17 protein-coding genes are annotated in these 17265 nt (G+C 70.6%); 9 read left to right on the top strand and 8 right to left on the bottom strand.

What is annotated here, in order from left to right; all coding sequences use genetic code 11:
• Window positions 1-75: 75 nt before the first annotated feature.
• A complete protein-coding gene (locus tag ACFW48_RS00270) occupies window positions 76-930 on the top strand; it encodes a helix-turn-helix domain-containing protein (protein WP_386308902.1) in 855 nt (284 codons plus the stop codon).
• A complete protein-coding gene (locus ACFW48_RS00265) occupies window positions 927-1133 on the top strand; it encodes a DUF397 domain-containing protein (RefSeq protein ID WP_386308899.1) in 207 nt (68 codons plus the stop codon). Before ACFW48_RS00270 ends, ACFW48_RS00265 begins: the two co-directional genes overlap by 4 nt.
• Before the next feature lie 52 nt (window positions 1134-1185).
• Here ACFW48_RS00265 and ACFW48_RS00260 read toward each other — a convergent pair whose 3' ends face one another.
• Both ACFW48_RS00260 and glnA read right to left on the bottom strand, forming a co-directional pair.
• Window positions 1186-1419, bottom strand: a complete 234-nt coding sequence (locus ACFW48_RS00260; RefSeq protein WP_386308897.1) for a hypothetical protein — start codon at window positions 1417-1419, stop codon at window positions 1186-1188.
• 453 nt (window positions 1420-1872) lie between these two features.
• A complete protein-coding gene (gene glnA / locus ACFW48_RS00255) occupies window positions 1873-3234 on the bottom strand; it encodes a type I glutamate--ammonia ligase (protein ID WP_386308894.1) in 1362 nt (453 codons plus the stop codon).
• Between the two features lie 276 nt (window positions 3235-3510).
• Between glnA and ACFW48_RS00250 the strand changes: the two genes are divergently transcribed.
• The 3 genes from ACFW48_RS00250 (at window position 3511) to ACFW48_RS00240 (ending at window position 6626) form a co-directional block, all read left to right on the top strand.
• A complete protein-coding gene (locus ACFW48_RS00250; protein WP_386308892.1) occupies window positions 3511-4179 on the top strand; it encodes a DUF3105 domain-containing protein in 669 nt (222 codons plus the stop codon).
• Window positions 4176-4802, top strand: a complete 627-nt coding sequence (locus ACFW48_RS00245; RefSeq protein ID WP_386308890.1) for a DUF305 domain-containing protein — start codon at window positions 4176-4178, stop codon at window positions 4800-4802. The genes ACFW48_RS00250 and ACFW48_RS00245 overlap by 4 nt, the downstream gene beginning before the upstream one ends.
• A 69-nt stretch (window positions 4803-4871) precedes the next feature.
• The gene (locus ACFW48_RS00240) at window positions 4872-6626 is read left to right on the top strand and encodes an NAD+ synthase (protein WP_386308887.1); all 1755 of its coding nucleotides are present in this window, start codon (window positions 4872-4874) and stop codon (window positions 6624-6626) included.
• Between the two features lie 40 nt (window positions 6627-6666).
• Here ACFW48_RS00240 and ACFW48_RS00235 read toward each other — a convergent pair whose 3' ends face one another.
• The 3 genes from ACFW48_RS00235 to ACFW48_RS00225 all read right to left on the bottom strand — a co-directional run bounded on the left by ACFW48_RS00235 (window position 6667) and on the right by ACFW48_RS00225 (window position 7691).
• Window positions 6667-7113 carry a VOC family protein gene (locus ACFW48_RS00235; protein WP_386308885.1) on the bottom strand — a complete coding sequence of 149 codons (447 nt, stop codon included), beginning with the start codon at window positions 7111-7113 and terminating at the stop codon, window positions 6667-6669.
• A gap of 63 nt (window positions 7114-7176) precedes the next feature.
• On the bottom strand, window positions 7177-7431 hold the full coding sequence (locus tag ACFW48_RS00230; RefSeq protein WP_386308883.1) for a Txe/YoeB family addiction module toxin: 255 nt from the start codon (window positions 7429-7431) through the stop codon (window positions 7177-7179).
• Window positions 7428-7691, bottom strand: coding sequence for a type II toxin-antitoxin system Phd/YefM family antitoxin (locus tag ACFW48_RS00225; RefSeq protein ID WP_121746669.1), 264 nt, complete (start codon window positions 7689-7691; stop codon window positions 7428-7430). The genes ACFW48_RS00230 and ACFW48_RS00225 overlap by 4 nt, the downstream gene beginning before the upstream one ends.
• 168 nt (window positions 7692-7859) lie before the next feature.
• Here ACFW48_RS00225 and ACFW48_RS00220 point away from each other — a divergent pair, with 168 nt between their 5' ends.
• Window positions 7860-10865 (top strand): bifunctional [glutamine synthetase] adenylyltransferase/[glutamine synthetase]-adenylyl-L-tyrosine phosphorylase, encoded by a 3006-nt coding sequence (locus tag ACFW48_RS00220; RefSeq protein ID WP_386308880.1) that lies wholly within the window; start codon window positions 7860-7862, stop codon window positions 10863-10865.
• A gap of 43 nt (window positions 10866-10908) precedes the next feature.
• Here the strand turns inward: ACFW48_RS00220 and ACFW48_RS00215 are convergent, their stop codons facing one another.
• Window positions 10909-11802, bottom strand: a complete 894-nt coding sequence (locus ACFW48_RS00215; RefSeq protein ID WP_386308878.1) for an NADP-dependent oxidoreductase — start codon at window positions 11800-11802, stop codon at window positions 10909-10911.
• Window positions 11803-11872: 70 nt separating this feature from the next.
• On the opposite strand from ACFW48_RS00215, the gene ACFW48_RS00210 reads away from it, so the two are divergent.
• On the top strand, window positions 11873-12460 hold the full coding sequence (locus ACFW48_RS00210; RefSeq protein WP_386308876.1) for a TetR/AcrR family transcriptional regulator: 588 nt from the start codon (window positions 11873-11875) through the stop codon (window positions 12458-12460).
• Between the two features lie 49 nt (window positions 12461-12509).
• Here ACFW48_RS00210 and ACFW48_RS00205 read toward each other — a convergent pair whose 3' ends face one another.
• Both ACFW48_RS00205 and ACFW48_RS00200 read right to left on the bottom strand, forming a co-directional pair.
• Window positions 12510-13364, bottom strand: coding sequence for a phosphatase PAP2 family protein (locus ACFW48_RS00205; RefSeq protein WP_386308874.1), 855 nt, complete (start codon window positions 13362-13364; stop codon window positions 12510-12512).
• 94 nt (window positions 13365-13458) lie between these two features.
• On the bottom strand, window positions 13459-14490 hold the full coding sequence (locus tag ACFW48_RS00200; RefSeq protein WP_386308872.1) for a LacI family DNA-binding transcriptional regulator: 1032 nt from the start codon (window positions 14488-14490) through the stop codon (window positions 13459-13461).
• A gap of 378 nt (window positions 14491-14868) precedes the next feature.
• On the opposite strand from ACFW48_RS00200, the gene ACFW48_RS00195 reads away from it, so the two are divergent.
• Entirely contained in the window at window positions 14869-16140 is a 1272-nt protein-coding gene (locus tag ACFW48_RS00195) for an extracellular solute-binding protein (protein WP_386308870.1), read from the top strand.
• Between the two features lie 116 nt (window positions 16141-16256).
• Window positions 16257-17261, top strand: a complete 1005-nt coding sequence (locus tag ACFW48_RS00190; protein WP_386308868.1) for a carbohydrate ABC transporter permease — start codon at window positions 16257-16259, stop codon at window positions 17259-17261.
• Window positions 17262-17265 lie beyond the last annotated feature (4 nt).

Raw genomic sequence — 17265 nt, 5'->3', positions numbered from 1 at the left:
CCCGCCACCGTGGCGACGATCGTCCGTCTACCGTGACGCACGTCGCGATACGACGCGTACGGCGGAGGGGTGCGGATGTCGGTGGACGGTGGGGCGGACGAGCCGGGTTGGGAGGTCGACCCGGACGACGAGTGGGGCGTGGCGGTCATCGCCACCGTGGGGCGGCAGCTGAAGCTGCGGCGCGAGGCGGCGGGGATGCGGGCGGCCGAGTTCGGGACGGCGGTGGGGTACGGGGAGGACCTGGTCTACAAGGTCGAGGGCGGTAAGCGGATTCCGCGGCGGGAGTATCTGGAGCGGGCCGACGAGGTGCTGGCGGCAGGTGGGCTCATTGCCGCGACTTGGGAGGACGTGAAGAAGGTCCGATATCCGAAGTACGTGCGGGACCTGGCGAAGATGGAGGCGCGCGCGGTCGAGTCGCTTTCGTACGGCAGCCACAACCTGCACGGCCTCGTCCAGACCGAGGAGTACGCCCGCGCCCTGCTGGGCACGCGGCGGCCGGCGCTGACGGAGGAGGAGTTGGAGAGGGCGGTCGCCGCGCGGATGGCCCGCAGGGCGATTTTCGATCGGGCCCCCGCCCCGGAACTCAGCTTTGTCCAGGAAGAGGTGACTCTGAGGCGTCCCGTCGGGGGCAAGATGGTGCTGCGCAGGCAGCTCGAGCATCTGCTGGAGGTGGCGCGGTTGCGGCACGTCGAGGTCCAGGTGATGCCGACGTCTCGCGGCGATCACCCGGGTACGGGAGGACGGATTCAGGTGCTCAAGTTCGGCGACGGCACGGCGGTCGGCCGGGCCGACGACGAGTTCGGCAACCGTCCGGTCACCGACCCACGACTGCTGCGAATCCTCGAACTGCGCTATGGCATTATCCGGGCCGAGGCGCTGACCGCCCGGGAATCACTGGCTTTCATCGAACAACTGCTGGGGGAGACATGAGCCGCATGGACGCGTCCGGAGACGTCGCCGACCTGACCTGGTTCAAGAGCAGCTACAGCGACAGCAGCAACCCCAACGACTGCGTAGAGGTCGCGATAACCCCCGCCACCGTCCACGTCCGCGACTCCAAGCGCCCCGACGGCCCCCGCCTCGCCGTGGCCCCGGCCATGTGGGCGGCGTTCGTGGCGGGCACCGGCACGTGAGAAGCCCCGGACGCAGTGGTCCGGGGCTTCACGCGCGCGTCAGTCGTGCGGCTCAGACCATGGTCGTGTGCGCGTGGCCCTGCGCCGAAGCGCCGCCGAGCGACGCGGAGGCGCCGGCACCGGCACCGAGGGCGAACGGGCCGGCCTCCGCGTAGAGACCGGTGCCGACGGCGCCACCGGACGTTATGACGGCCGTGCCGGCGTCGATGCCGATGTTGCCGCCGGACACCTGGTCCAGGTCCGCGTCGGAGATTTCAGCAGTTTCGACCTGGGGGACGAGGTTCATGACAGGTCTTTCCTTTCGTGCGAACGAAATGGGAGCGGTGAGGCACGCACGCCCGGAACGCGGAGTTGGGGGAGTCCGGAACCGATCGCCGGCGTGCCGCGCACCGATCAAAGCACGCTGGTGAACGGCCGACTATCCGTGTGCTGTTGAGGGGCCGTTCCCGGCGTCTCCGCATCCATCAGTGTGCCCATGCGGTCAGGGAAAGAGCTCGCGTCTTCACGCTACCCGCCGGTACAGGGGCCTCCCCGGGGCCGCGACGGGCGCGGTCGGCCCGATCCGCCTCCACCACGCCCTTTCCGTGCGACCGAGTGATGAACGGTGTGCAGGTCCGAGGGATTTTCGGGGTCGGTCCCGGCTCGAAGACCGGCTCGGGGGGAGTAACACGTCGGGGCCGGCGGTCAGTCGACCGTCGGCCCCTCTGTCATGACAGCGGGACGCGCCCGCGGATCCGCCCTACAGCACCGGCAGCGACTTCCGCAGCTCGAACGCGGTGACCTGCGAGCGGTACTCCTCCCACTCCTGCCGCTTGTTGCGGAGGAAGAAATCGAAGACGTGCTCGCCGAGGGTCTCGGCGACCAGGTCGCTGCGTTCCATCAGGGCGAGGGCCTCGCCGAGGTTCTGGGGGAGGGGCTCGATGCCCAGCGCGCGGCGTTCCGAGTCGGACAGGGCCCAGACGTCGTCCTCGGCGCCCGGCGGGAGTTCGTAGCCCTCCTCGATGCCCTTGAGACCGGCGGCGAGGAGGACGGCGTAGGTCAGGTACGGGTTGGCGCCGGAGTCGATGGAGCGGACCTCGACGCGGGCCGAGCCGGTCTTGCCGGGCTTGTACATGGGGACGCGGACCAGGGCCGAGCGGTTGTTGTGGCCCCAGCAGATGTAGGAAGGGGCCTCGCCGCCGGCGCCCGCCGTGCGCTCGCTGCCGCCCCAGATGCGCTTGTAGCTGTTCACCCACTGGTTGGTGACCGCCGAGATCTCCGCCGCGTGCCGCAGCAGGCCCGCGATGAAGGAGCGGCCGACCTTGGAGAGCTGGTACTCGGCGCCCGATTCGTAGAACGCGTTGCGGTCGCCCTCGAAGAGCGAGAGGTGCGAGTGCATGCCCGAGCCCGGGTACTCCGAGAACGGCTTCGGCATGAAGGTGGCCTGGAGGCCCTGCTCCAGCGCGACCTGCTTCATGACCAGGCGGAAGGTCATGATGTTGTCGGCCGTGGAGAGCGCGTCGGCGTAGCGGAGGTCGATCTCCTGCTGGCCGGGGGCGCCCTCGTGGTGGGAGAACTCCACCGAGATGCCCATCGACTCCAGCATGGTGATCGCCTGGCGGCGGAAGTCCATGCCGATGTTCTGCGGGGTGTGGTCGAAGTAGCCGGAGTTGTCGGCGGGGGTGGGGACCGTCCCGTCGACGGGCTTGTCCTTCAGCAGGAAGAACTCGATCTCCGGGTGGGTGTAGAAGGTGAAGCCCAGGTCGGAGGTGCGGGCCAGGGTGCGCTTGAGGACGTAGCGCGGGTCGGCGAAGGACGGGGAACCGTCCGGCATGAGGATGTCGCAGAACATGCGGGCCGTGCCGGGGGCCTCCGCGCGCCAGGGCAGGACCTGGAAGGTGGAGGGGTCCGGCTTGGCGATCATGTCGGACTCGTAGACCCGGGCGAAGCCCTCGATCGCGGAGCCGTCGAAGCCGATGCCCTCGTCGAAGGCCTGCTCCAGCTCGGCCGGGGCCACGGCGACGGACTTGAGGAAGCCCAGTACGTCCGTGAACCACAGGCGTACGAACCGGATGTCGCGCTCCTCCAGCGTCCGGATCACGAACTCCTGCTGCTTGTCCATCTTCCGCTTCCCCATCCTCGCTGGTCAGGCCGCCTGTCTCCGGTACGGCGGGAGGCGGCCCTGCACCTGAGCATCACACCACAGCACGGTTTCGTACGCGTTGCGGGCCTCGATCGGCCCACCGGCTCTCCCCGCAGCGTAGAGGCCACCTGTTCGATCGGGCCATTCCTGGACTCCCACCGCGACGGATCCTGTGATCTCCCTACGATTCAGCCCTCCTCCGCCCTTACGATCAGCGGACTCCACCGCCCCCCTTTTCCCAGAAGGGCACACCCCATGGGTTCCGCCAAGAAGAGCAGCAACACGGCGCGACAGACACGCATAGCCGAGATGCGGCGCGCCGAGGAGGCCCGCGACCGCCGGAACCGGATCCTCACCATCGCGGTCAGCGCCGTGGTCGTCGCCGGTCTCGTCGTCGGCGGGGTCGTCCTCGTCCGGTCGCAGTCCGGCGACTCCGACGACGCCACGGCGTCGGACGGCAAGACCTCCGGCAAGTTCGTCGCCGGGGAGGACGGGGTGCGGACCTGGAAGGGGGACCTGTCCCGCAACCACGTCACCAAGAAGGTGTCCTATCCGGCCGAGCCCCCGGTGGGCGGCGACCACAACCAGGTCTGGATGAACTGCAACGGTGACGTCTACACCAAGCCGCTGGAGAACGAGAACGCGGTGCACTCGCTGGAGCACGGCGCCGTCTGGGTGACGTACACCGACAAGGCGCCCGAGGCCGACGTGGAGAAGCTGGCGGCGAAGGTGAAGAAGACGCCGTACTCGCTGATGAGCCCGGACGACAAGCAGAAGGACCCGATCATGCTCACCGCCTGGGGCCACCAGCGCACGGTGACGGGCGCCGACGACCCGAACGTGGACAAGTTCTTCGAGAAGTTCGTCCAGGGCGAGCAGACCCCCGAGCCGGGGGCCGCGTGCACCAACGGGCTGTCGCAGTGACCCCGAGGCGGGCCGGCTGGATCACGGGGGCCGCGGCCGCGGCCCTCGTCGCGGCCGGCGGCATCACCTACGCCGTCGCCGGGGACGACGGCGCGGGCCGGGTCCCGTCGGCCGACTCCGCGGACGCCGGGTTCGCGCGGGACATGTCGGTGCACCACCAGCAGGCCGTGGAGATGTCGTACATCGTGCGCGACCGCACGAAGGACGAGGAGGTGCGGCGCCTCGCGTACGACATCGCGCAGACCCAGGCCAACCAGCGGGGCATGATGATCGGCTGGCTCGACCTGTGGGGGCTGCCGAAGGTGTCGTCCGACCCGCCGATGACCTGGATGGGCATGGGCGACATGCCGTCGGCGGGGGAGGGCTCGCTGATGCCGGGGATGGCCACCGACGCCGAGATGGAGAAGCTGGCCACGCTCGACGGGAAGCGGGCGGAGGTCTACTACCTCCAGCTCATGACCGAGCATCACAAGGGCGGCGTCCACATGGCCCAGGGGTGCGCCGACAAGTGCACGGTCGGGGTGGAGAAACGGCTGGCGCGGGGGATGGTGGAGTCGCAGGAGTCGGAGATCCGGCTGATGACGGACCTGCTGGCGGAGCGGGGCGCGCAGCCTCGGACATGAGGCGAGTAGCGGACATGCGGGTACCGGCACGCCACCCCATCGCGTCGTTCTGACGATTACACTGTGCGCGTGCCTCAACTACGACTCGCCCTGAACCAGATCGACTCGTGTGTCGGCGACATCGCCTCGAACGCGGAGTCGGTCGTCCGCTGGACCCGGCACTCGGCCGAGCAGGGAGCGCACCTGGTGGCGTTCCCGGAGATGGTCCTGACCGGATACCCCGTCGAGGACCTGGCGCTCAGGCCGTCCTTCGTGGAGGCGTCCCGCACGGCCCTGCGCTCGCTGGCGGCGCGTCTGGCGCGGGAGGGCTTCGGCACGCTGCCGGTGGTCGTCGGCTACCTCGACCGCTCCGCGACCGCCCAGCCGAAGTACGGCCAGCCGGCCGGCGCCCCGCAGAACGCGGCGGCCGTGCTGTACGGCGGCGAGGTGGTGCTGAGCTTCGCCAAGCACCACCTGCCCAACTACGGCGTCTTCGACGAGTTCCGCTACTTCGTGCCCGGCGACACCATGCCGGTGGTGCGGGTGCGCGGCGTCGACGTGGCGCTGGCCATCTGCGAGGACCTGTGGCAGGACGGCGGCCGGGTGCCGGCCGCGCGCTCGGCACGGGCCGGGCTGCTGCTCTCCGTCAACGCCTCGCCGTACGAGCGCGACAAGGACGACACCCGGCTGGAACTGGTGCGCGGGCGCGCCCGGGAGGCCGGGTGCACGACCGCCTACCTGGCGATGACCGGCGGGCAGGACGAGCTGGTCTTCGACGGTGACTCGATCGTGGTCGACCGGGACGGGGAGGTCGTGGCGCGGGCGCCGCAGTTCTCCGAGGGCTGCGTGGTCGTCGACCTGGATCTGCCGGCCGCCGACCCGGACGCGCCGACGGGCGTCGTGGACGACGGGCTGCGCGTCGACCGGGTCGTGCTGTCCGAGGAGCCGGTGCCGGCCTACCCGCCGGAGCTGTCCGGCGGGTACGCGGAGCGGCTGGACGACGACGAGGAGGTCTACTCGGCGCTCGTCGTCGGACTGCGGGCCTACGTCGCGAAGAACGGCTTCCGCTCGGTGCTGATCGGACTGTCCGGAGGCATCGACTCCGCGCTGGTCGCGGCGATCGCCTGCGACGCGGTCGGCGCGGAGAACGTGTACGGCGTCTCCATGCCGTCCAAGTACTCCTCCGGGCACTCCAGGGACGACGCGGCGGAGATGGCGCGGCGCACCGGACTGAACTACCGCACCGTGGCGATCGAGCCGATGTTCGACGCGTACATGGGCTCGCTGGACCTGACCGGGCTGGCGGAGGAGAACCTCCAGTCGCGGCTGCGCGGGACGTTGCTGATGGCCATCTCCAACCAGGAGGGCCACCTCGTGCTCGCGCCCGGCAACAAGTCGGAGCTGGCGGTGGGGTACTCGACGCTGTACGGCGACTCGGTCGGCGCGTACGGGCCCATCAAGGACGTGTACAAGACGTCCGTCTTCCGCCTCGCCGAGTGGCGCAACCGGGCGGCCGAATCCCGCGGTCAGGCCCCGCCGATCCCCGAGAACTCGATCACCAAGCCGCCGAGCGCGGAGCTGCGCCCGGGCCAGGTCGACACGGACTCGCTGCCGGACTACCCGGTGCTGGACGCGATCCTCGAGCTGTACGTCGACCGGGACCGGGGCGCGGACGAGATCGTGGCCGCCGGGTACGACCGGGAGCTGGTGACGAAGACGCTGCGCATGGTCGACACCGCGGAGTACAAGCGGCGCCAGTACCCGCCGGGCACCAAGATCTCGCCGAAGGGCTTCGGCAAGGACCGCCGGCTCCCGATCACCAACCGGTGGCGGGAGACCGGCTGATCCGAACGGCCCACTAGGGGGCCAGTCCGGCGGACAGGCCCTAGCCCTGCCGCTGCTGGTCCGCCAGCAGCTGGTGCAGCGGCTCCGTCGCCCGGCGGCGGTACTCCTGGACCGCCCAGCCGTTACCGTCCGGGTCCTTGAAGTACATGAACGTGGCGCCGTCGTCCGGCGCGTACTGCACCGGCTCGGAGACCTCCAGGCCGCGCCCCACCAGCTCCGCGTGGGCCGCCTTGATGTCGGTGACGCACAGCTGAAGCCCCTGGTACGTGCCGGGGGCCGGCGCGGTCTGGCCTTCGGCCATGTCCCAGATGGCCTCGCCGAGGGCGATGGAGCAACCCGAGCCGGGCGGCGTCAGCTGGACGATGCGCATCCCCGGCATGACCTCCTGGTCGATGTCGACGTGGAAGCCGACCTTGTCCCGGTAGAAGTCCCGGGACCGGTCGATGTCGGTCACGGGCAGCGGGATCACTTCGAGCGTGAAGTCCATGGCATGGCTCCTTCGACGTCCTTGTCGAGCACGATGTCGTGATGTCGGTTCTGTCGGCATCTGTCAGTAGTGGTACCGCGCCTGCACGATGACCAGCACGCCATCGACGGGCTTGTACACCAGACGGTGTGTGTCGTCGATGCGTCGTGACCAGTAGCCCGACAGGTCGCCCTTCAGGGGCTCAGGCTTGCCGATGCCCTTGAACGGGTCACGTGTGATGTCGGTGATCAGTTTGTTGATCCGCTTGGTCACCTTCCGGTCGCTCTCGGCCCAGTGGACGTAGTCCTCCCAGCCGTGCGACGTGAAAGTGATCTTCACGTGCGCTCCGCGTCCGGATCGATCAGCTCACGCCGCCGTGCGCCGCCGGACTCGGCCTCGGCGATGGAATCGAGCAGGCGGCGGGCGTTCTTGGGGGAGCGCAGGAGGTGCACCGTCTCCGTCCAGGCCGTGAAGTCCTCCTCGGACATGAGCACGGCGTTTCCCTTGCGGGAGGTGATGTGCACCGGGGCGTGGTCCTCGTTGACCTGCTCTATCAGGGGGAACAGGTTCTGACGGGCTTCGCTTGCGGTAATGGACATACCGGTGCCTCCCTTCGCGGCTTGTACAAGATATCGTACGAGTGTGGAGCGGTCCACCGGAGGCCGGGAACGGGGAGCGAGAGCGGTACGCCCCGGCGCCCGCGCGCTGCTCCCCGGTTACGCTCAGGCCGTACGACCTTGATCCCACAGGTCCGACAGGAGACCGAGATGACGGCGCCGGGGCGCAGGAGCAGTACCTTCACACGGCTGCTGCGGCACGGCTTCACCGATCCCTCGGCCGCCGAGCGGCTGCTGGAGGGCGTGGAGCTGGCACCGGTCCGCAGCGACCCGGTCCTGCTGGAGGCGCTGGGCGCCACCGCCGACCCGGACCTCGCCCTGCACGGCCTGGTCCGACTCCTGGAGGCGCAGCCCGGCCCCACCGCCCGCCGGGAGCTGCTGGACACCCTGATAGCGGCCAAGCCGCTGCGCGACCGTCTCCTCGGTGTGCTCGGCGCCTCCGAGGCGCTCGGCGACCACCTCGCCCGGCACGCCGGCGACTGGCAGGCCCTGGTCACCTACGAGCCGCGGGACCTGCACCGCGGGGTGGCGGAGTTCGAGCGCGGCCTCGCCGAGGCCACCGACCCCGTCTCCCTGCGCGTCGCCTACCGGCGCTGCCTGCTGTCCATCGCCGCCCGCGACGTGTGCGGCACCATCGACGTCGCCGAGACCGCCGCCGAGCTGGCCGACCTAGCCACCGCCACACTCCGCGCCGCCCTCGCCCAGGCCGAGGCCGCCGCGCCCGAGGACGCGGCCCTGTGCCGGCTCGCGGTCATCGCGATGGGCAAGTGCGGCGGACACGAGCTGAACTACGTCTCCGACGTGGACGTGATCTTCGTGGGCGAGCCCGCGGAAGGCACCGACGGGGCGGCCGACGAGGCCAGGGCGATGCGGGCCGCGACCGCGCTCGCCTCGCACCTGATGCGGATCTGCTCCGAGACGACCGTCGAGGGCTCCATCTGGCCCGTCGACGCCAACCTCCGCCCGGAGGGACGCAACGGCCCGCTGGTGCGCACCCTCAGCAGCCACCTCGCCTACTACCAGCGCTGGGCCAAGACCTGGGAGTTCCAGGCGCTGCTCAAGGCCCGCCCGGTGGCCGGCGACCCCGGGCTCGGCGCCGAGTACGTGGCCGCCCTCCAGCCCCTGGTGTGGCAGGCCGCCGACCGCGAGAACTTCGTCCCGGACGTGCAGAAGATGCGCCGCCGGGTGGTGGAGACCATCCCCGTCGCCGAGGTCGACCGGCAGCTGAAACTGGGTCCGGGAGGGCTCAGGGACGTCGAGTTCGCCGTCCAGCTGCTCCAGCTGGTGCACGGGCGGTCGGACACGTCCCTGCACAGCGGTACGACGCTGGACGCGCTGGAGTCCCTCGCCGCGGGCGGGTACGTGGGCCGGGCGGATGCCGCCCAGCTCGACGAGGCGTACCGCTTCCTGCGTTCCATGGAGCACCGCATCCAGCTCCACCGGCTGCGGCGCACCCACCTCGTCCCCGAGGACGAGGCCGACCTGCGGCGCCTCGGCCGCTCCCTCGGCCTGCGCACGGACCCGGTCACCGGGCTGCTGCGCGCGTGGAAGCGGCACGCGTCCGTCGTACGCCGGCTGCACGAGAAGCTGTTCTACCGGCCGCTGCTCGACGCCGTGGCCCAGCTGGCGCCCGGCGAGGCCCGGCTGAGTCCCGAGGCGGCGCGGGAGCGGATGGTCGCCCTCGGGTACGCCGACCCGGCCGCCGCGCTGAGGCACCTGGAGGCGCTGGCGTCCGGTGTCACCCGCAAGGCGGCCATCCAGCGGACCCTGCTGCCCGTGCTGCTCGGCTGGTTCGCCGACTCGGCCGACCCGGACACCGGCCTGCTCAACTTCCGCAAGGTCTCCGACGCGCTCGGCACGACGCCCTGGTACCTGCGGCTGCTGCGGGACGAGGGTGCCGCGGCGGAGAACCTCGCCCGGGTGCTCTCCGCCGGGCGGCTCGCCCCCGACCTGCTGATGCGGGCGCCCGAGGCCGTCGCGCTGCTCGGGGACGGCAACGCCGGCGGGCTGGCGCCGCGGGGGCGGCTCCAGCTGGAGCAGGAGACACTCGCCGCGGTCCGCCGTGCCGACGGCGCGGTGCAGGCGGTGACGGCGGCGCGCGGGGTCCGGCGCCGGGAGCTGTTCCGTACGGCCGCCGCGGACATCGTCGGTTCCTACGGCACCGAGGCGCAGCCCGTCGAGGCCGACCAGGGCGCCCTGGTGGACCTGGTCGGCGGCGCCGTGTCCGACCTGACGGCGGCGACACTGGCGGGCACGCTCCGGGCCGTCGTCCGGGAAGGCTGGGGCGACACGCTGCCGACCCGGTTCGCGATCATCGGCATGGGCCGGTTCGGCGGGCACGAGCTGGGCTACGGCTCGGACGCGGACGTGTTGTTCGTGCACGAGCCGCGGGACGGGGTCGACGAACGGGAGGCGTCGGAGGCGGCGAACAAGGTCGTCTCCGAGATGCGCCGCCTGCTCCAGGTCCCCAGCGCCGACCCACCCCTCCTCATCGACGCCGACCTGCGTCCCGAGGGCAAGTCCGGCCCGCTGGTGCGGACCCTGAAGTCGTACGAGGCGTACTACCGGCGCTGGTCGCTGGTGTGGGAGCGGCACGCGCTGCTGCGGGCCGAGTTCGTCGCCGGCGACGCGGACCTGGGGCGCCGGTTCACCGAGCTGGTCGATCCGCTGCGGTTCCCGGCGGACGGGCTCGGGGAGGACGCGGTACGGGAGATCCGGCGGCTCAAGGCCCGGATGGAGTCCGAGCGGCTGCCGCGCGGCGCGGACCCCAAGCTGCACGCCAAACTGGGGCCGGGCGGGCTGTCCGACGTGGAGTGGACCGTGCAACTGCTCCAGCTGCGGCACGGGCACGCGGAGCGGGGGCTGCGGACCACCCGGACGCGCCAGGCCCTGTCCGCCGCCTGCGACGCCGGGCTGATCTCGGCGGAGAACGCCGGGACACTCGACGAGGCGTGGGTACTGGCGACGCGCGTGCGCAACGCGGTGATGCTGGTGCGCGGCCGGGCCGCCGACACCTTCCCGACCGACCCCCGCGAACTGGCGGCGGTCGGCCGCTACCTGGGCCACGGCCCGGGCCACGCGGGCGACATGCTCGACGAGTACCGCCGCACGGCCCGCCGGGCCCGGGCGGTGGTGGAGGACCTGTTCTACGCCTAGGGCCTGTCGTCCCACACCTAGGGCCTGTCGTTCGGACCAGGGCTCAGACGACCACGACCCGCCGGCCGCGCGTGTGGCCGGTCTGGCTGTCGATGTGCGCCGCCGCGGCCTCGGCGAGCGGGTACGACTTCTCGACCGGGATGTGGAGCCTGCCCCGTGAGATGAGGCCGACGGCCTCGGCGAGCGCGTCCGGCACGCTGCCGGCCACGCCGGAGAACCGGACACCGGACTCCGGCGCACCGAGGTCGGCGATGGACACCACCCTGCTCGGATCGCCCGTCAGCTCGACGAGCTCGCGGATCACCCCCGAGCCGGCCAGATCGAGAGCCGCGTCGACGTGGCCGAGCGCCCGCACCCGCTCGACCCAGCCCTCGCCGTACGTCGTGGCGTGGGCGCCCAGGCTCCGCAGATAGTCCTGGTTGGCGGCCCCGGCGGTGCCGATCACCGTGATGCCGCGATCGCGGGCGATCTGCAGCACCGCCGACCCGACGCCCCCGGACGCACCGCTGACCAGCAGCGTCTGCCCGGGCCGCACACCGACCTCGCGGATGACGCGCAGCGCGGTCTCCACCACGGAGGGGTATCCGGCCGCCTCTTCGAACGTCAGCCCTTCGGGCATCCGGGCCCAGGCCCCCAGCACGGCGTACTCGGCATAGGTGCTCGAACCCTCACCGAACACGTGGTCGCCGACCTCGACGCCTTCGACGCCCTCGCCGACCTCGTCCACCACCCCCGACGCGTCCAGCCCGACCCCGGCGGGCAACTCGATCGGATGGGCCTTCAGCATCTGGCCTTCACGGACCCGCCAGTCGACGGGGTTGACGCCCGCCGCCCGCACGGCGACGCGTACCTGGCCGGGGCCGGCATGGGGCTCCTCGGCGTCCACGAGTCGCAGGACGTCCGGACCGCCGAACTCGGCGAAGCTCACTTTCTTCATGTCGGCGACCGTAGCACTAACGGTTAGGTTTTCGAAACGGTTACACCTTTGCATTTGGTAGTGTCAGCGCATGACCGTGCCGACCGGGCGCCGGGAGCGCAAGAAGGCAGCGACCCGCCAGAAGATCGCCGACGCCGCCCTGCGGCTCTTCCTGGAACGCGGCTACGACGCGGTGGGCATCCGGGACGTGGCCGCCGAGGCCGACGTGGCCGTCACCACGCTCTTCTCCCACTTCGCCTCGAAAGAGGCCCTGGTGTTCGAGCAGGACCAGGACTTCGAGCATCGCCTCACGCGGGCGGTCACCGACCGGGCGCCGCACGAGCCGCTCGTCCCCGCGCTGCGCCGCGAGGTCCTGGCCCTGGTGCGGCACTGCACGGCGGACGGCGCCGCCCCGATCCGGCGCATGGTCGACGGATCACCCGCCCTGCGGGAGTACGAGGAGTCGATGAGGCTGCGCCATGCGGAGTCGCTGGCGGCGGCCATCGCCGCCGATCCCGGCCTGACGCGGAGCACGACGGTCTGCCGGACGCTCGCGAGGTTCGCGGTCGACGCCTATTCGCTGGCCCGCGAGGCGCCCGATCCGCAGGCCGCGCTGGACGAGATCTTCCGGATGATCGAGGCGGCCTGGGAGGTCACCTGCCCTCCTCGGCACAGCTGAGGAGCCGTCCCGCCGCGCGGGGCCGGAGCCCGTCCGGGGACGGCCGGCCCTACGCCCGCGTGGGCGACCACGCCCGCCACCGCGCCGCCACCGTCCGCGGCAACGCGTACGGCAGGCGCCCGTACCAGGCCGCCGCCACCATGTAACCGAACCCCAGACACAGCACCCCGCCCACCGCGTCCAGCCAGAAGTGGTTGGCGGTGGCGACGATCACGACCAGGGTCAGCGCCGGATACACCAGCCCCAGCACCCGCACCCACGGCACGGAAGCCAGCGCGAAGATGGTCAGCCCGCACCACACCGACCACCCGATGTGCATCGACGGCATCGCCGCGTACTGGTTCGACATGTTCTTCAGGTCGCCGGACGCCATCGAGCCCCACGTCTCGTGGACCATCACCGTGTCGATGAAGTGCCCGCCGTTCATCAGGCGGGGCGGGGCGAGCGGATACAGGTAGTAGCCGACCAGGGCGACGCCCGTCGTCGCGAAGAGCACGAGCCGGGTCGCCGCGTACCGCCCGGGGTGGCTGCGGTACAGCCACACCAGCACACCCAGGGTCACCACGAAGTGCAACGTGGCGTAGTAGTAGTTCATGCCGACGACCAGCCAAGTCACCGAGTTCACGGCATGGTTGACGGACTGCTCGACGGCGATGCCGAGCTGCTGCTCGACGCGCCAGATCCAGTCGGCGTTGCGCAGCGCCTGCGTCCGCTGCTCCGGTACCGCGTTCCGGACGAGGGAGTACGTCCAGTAACTGACGGCGATCAGCAGGATCTCGAACCACAGCCGGGGTCGGCGCGGTGCGCGGAGACGGCACAGCGGGCCCCGCCCCGTCTCCTCCGTGACGGGGTGCGGAACGCCCTCTCCCAGGCGTTCCGGAGTCCTCACGGTCGCGTCACCCATAGGCATGAAGTCTGCCAGAAAAGCCCTCTCCCACCGATCATCCCCCAGTCGGATCCGGGCCGCATCCGGCCACCTCGCGGGGTAGGGGCCAGGGCTACCGGTTGCGCTCGCCCGGCGCCGACGCCGTCGAGCCGCGTACCACCAGCTCCGGCATGAACACGAACTCACTGTGCGGCGCGGGCGTTCCGCCGATCTCCTCCAGCAGCGTGCGCACCGCCGCCTGCCCCATCGCCGGGACCGGCTTGCGGACGGTCGTCAGCGGCGGGTCGGTGAAGGCGATCAGCGGTGAGTCGTCGAAGCCGACGACCGAGAAGTCCTTGGGCACGTCCAGGCCCCGCTGCCGGGCCGCCCGTATCGCGCCCAGCGCCATCATGTCGCTGGCGCAGACCACCGCCGTGCAGTTCCGCTCGATGAGGGCGGTGGCCGCCGCCTGGCCGCCCTCCAGGGTGTAGAGGGAGTGCTGGACGAGATCCGTCTCCACGGTCTCGGCACTCAGATCCAGTTGGTCCTGGATCGTGCGGACGAAGCCCTCGATCTTGCGCTGCACCGGCACGAACCGCTTCGGGCCGAGGGCCAGCCCGATGCGGGTGTGGCCGAGCGAGACGAGGTGCGTGACCGCGAGGCTCATCGCGGCGCGGTCGTCGGGGGAGATGAACGGCGCCTGCACCTTCGACGAGAAACCGTCGACGAGGACGAACGGCACGCCCTGTGCGCGCAACCGTTCGTAGCGCTGCATGTCGGCGGTGGTGTCGGCGTGCAGACCTGAGACGTAGATGATGCCGGCGACCCCGCGGTCGACCAGCATCTCGGTCAGCTCGTCCTCCGTGGAACCGCCCGGGGTCTGGGTGGCGAGGACCGGCGTGTAGCCCTGACGCGTCAGCGCCTGGCCGATGACCTGGGCCAGCGCCGGGAATATCGGGTTCTCCAGCTCCGGCGTGATCAGGCCGACCAGGCCCTCGCTGCGCTGCCGCAGTCGCACGGGGCGCTCGTAGCCCAGGACGTCGAGGGCGGCGAGTACGGACTGTCGGGTGGTGGCGGCGACGCCCGGCTTCCCGTTGAGGACGCGGCTGACCGTCGCTTCGCTCACCCCCGCCTGGGCGGCGATGTCGGCAAGCCGTGTGGTCACAGGGGTGGACTGTACCTGTCGGCCGCCGCCTTGCACACCGATCGGGCGCCGTGCACGGCCTGTTGGACGGCCCGGCGCGGGCTGCTGCGTCATCGCGCTCCCTCGAGAAAGTGGCGGCAAGAGCTTGCAGAGTCTTGCACAACCGGCCCGATACCGCTCGGCCCCCGTAAACAAGCGTCTCATGACGGTCGCCAGGAGGTCACGCACGGATAACTTCGGAGATCTCTTGCACTTTTTTGCTGCAAGCCCTTTCGCGGAGCTTGCAGCGCTGTTACGTTCACGTCGCCCGACGGCGGCAACGACGCGGTCGGTGTCGGCAGGAGCGGCGGACGGGCCCGCACCCTGCACCACACGGGCTTTCACCCTCAAGGAGAACTCATGCGGCGTGGCATAGCGGCCACCGCTCTGGTGGCTTCCCTCGCCCTCGCGGCGACGGCGTGCGGCGGGGACGGCGACAGCGACAGCGAGTCGGGCGGACCGGTCACCATCACGTACTGGGACACCTCGAACGCGACCAACGAGGCGCCGACCTACAAGGCCCTGGTCAAGGAGTTCGAGGCCGCCAACAAGGACGTCAAGGTCAACTACGTCAACGTCCCCTTCGACCAGGCGCAGAACAAGTTCGACACCGCCGCCGGTTCCAAGGGCGCCCCCGACGTGCTGCGTGCCGAGGTCGGCTGGACCCCCGCCTTCGCCAAGAAGGGCTTCTTCCTGCCGCTGGACGGCACCGAGGCCCTCGCCGAGCAGGACAAGTTCCAGCCCAACCTGATCGAGCAGGCCGAGTACGAGGGCAAGACCTACGGCGTCCCGCTGGTCACCGACACCCTCGCCTTCGTCTACAACAAGGAACTCTTCAAGAAGGCCGGCGTCGAGGCCCCCAAGACCTGGGACGACCTGAAGAAGGCCGCCGCCACCATCAAGGACAAGACCGGCGCCGACGGCTACTGGGCCTCCACGGCCGGGTACTACGCGCAGCCGTTCCTGTACGGCGAGGGCACCGACACGGTCGACGCCGAGGGCAAGAAGATCACCGTCAACTCGCCCGAGGCGAAGAAGGGGTACGGCACCTGGCTGAGCCTCTTCGAGGGCAAGGGCCTGCACAGGGCCGACGTCACCGCCGACGCCTACGCCCACATCCAGGAGGCGTTCGTCAGCGGCAAGGTCGCCTCGATCATTCAGGGCCCGTGGGAGATCACCAACTTCTACAAGGGCTCCGCCTTCAAGGACAAGAACAACCTCGGCATCGCCACCGTCCCGGCCGGCTCCACCGGCAAGGCGGGCGCCCCGACCGGCGGCCACAACCTGTCGGTGTACGCCGGCTCGGACAAGGCCCACCAGGAGGCGTCGCTGAAGTTCGTGAAGTTCATGACCTCGGCGAAGTCCCAGGAGACCGTCGCCCTGAAGAACTCCACGCTGCCGACCCGCGACGACGCCTACACCGACAAGGTCAAGGCCGACCCGGGCATCGCCGGCTTCCAGACGGTCCTGCCCGCCGCCCAGCCGCGCCCCGCCCTGCCGGAGTACAGCTCCCTGTGGACCCCGCTCGATGAGCAGCTGCCCCAGATCGCCGGCGGCAAGAAGTCCCTGGACGAGGGGCTGGGCGACGCCGAGACCGCGATCGCCAAGCTGGTGCCGGACTTCAGCAAGTGAGTCCGCGCGGCCGCCGGGTCCCCCCACGTGGGGGGAGGGGACCCGGCGGCCACCGGCCTGCGCGCCGTACCCCTTGATCGTCCCGCTCGTCCTGATGCTCCCGAAGGTGTCGAACCATGACAGTCGCCATCGACCGCGCGACCGGCAAGCGCCGCGGTGACCGCACGCCGCGGCCCGGCCTTGGCCGGCGTCTGAAAGACGGGTACCAGAAGCACTGGTACGCCTACGCCATGATCGCGCCGGTGGCCGTCGTGATCGGCGTCCTCGTGCTGTACCCGCTGGGGTACGGCCTCTACCTCACCCTCACCGACGCCAACAGCCTCAACACCGGGCGCACGATCGGCGTCAACGAGATCGAGGCCACCTACGAGTTCGTCGGCCTGGACAACTACGCCGACATCCTGTGGGGTCCGACGGCGTACGACCGCTTCTGGTCGCACTTCATCTGGACCATCGTGTGGACGGCGGTCTGCGTCGGCCTGCACTTCTTCATCGGCCTCGGTCTCGCCCTGCTGCTCAACCAGAAGCTGCGCGGCCGCACCTTCTACCGGCTGATCCTGGTCCTGCCGTGGGCCGTGCCCACCTTCGTCACCGTCTTCGGCTGGCGCTTCATGCTCGCCGACGCCGGCGTCATCAACTCCGCCCTGGACTGGCTGCACCTGCCGACCCCCGCGTGGCTGGAGGACACCTTCTGGCAGCGGTTCTCCGCGATCATGGTGAACACCTGGTGCGGTGTGCCGTTCATGATGGTCTCCCTCCTCGGCGGCCTGCAGTCCATCGACAACACCCTGTACGAGGCCTCCGAGATGGACGGCGCGAACGCCTGGCAGCGGTTCCGCCACGTCACCCTCCCCGGTCTGCGGGCGGTCAGCTCCACGGTCGTCCTGCTCGGCATCATCTGGACCTTCAACCAGTTCGCCGTGATCTTCCTGCTGTTCGGCAACACCGCCCCCGACGCGCAGATCCTGGTGACCTGGGCGTACAACCTGGGCTTCGGGCAGCAGCCGCGCGACTTCGCGCAGTCCGCGGCCTACGGCATCCTGCTGCTGGCCATCCTGATCGTCTTCACCTCCTTCTACCGCCGCTGGCTGAACCGCAATGAGCAGCAGCTCGCGAACTGAGGCA

Origin of the sequence: Streptomyces sp. NPDC058812 (genome assembly GCF_042744565.1) — a bacterium.
GTDB classification, from domain to species: Bacteria; Actinomycetota; Actinomycetes; order Streptomycetales; family Streptomycetaceae; genus Streptomyces; species Streptomyces thinghirensis.
The sequence above is the reverse complement of the archived record's forward strand: the minus strand, read 5'-3'. Positions and strand labels throughout refer to the sequence as shown.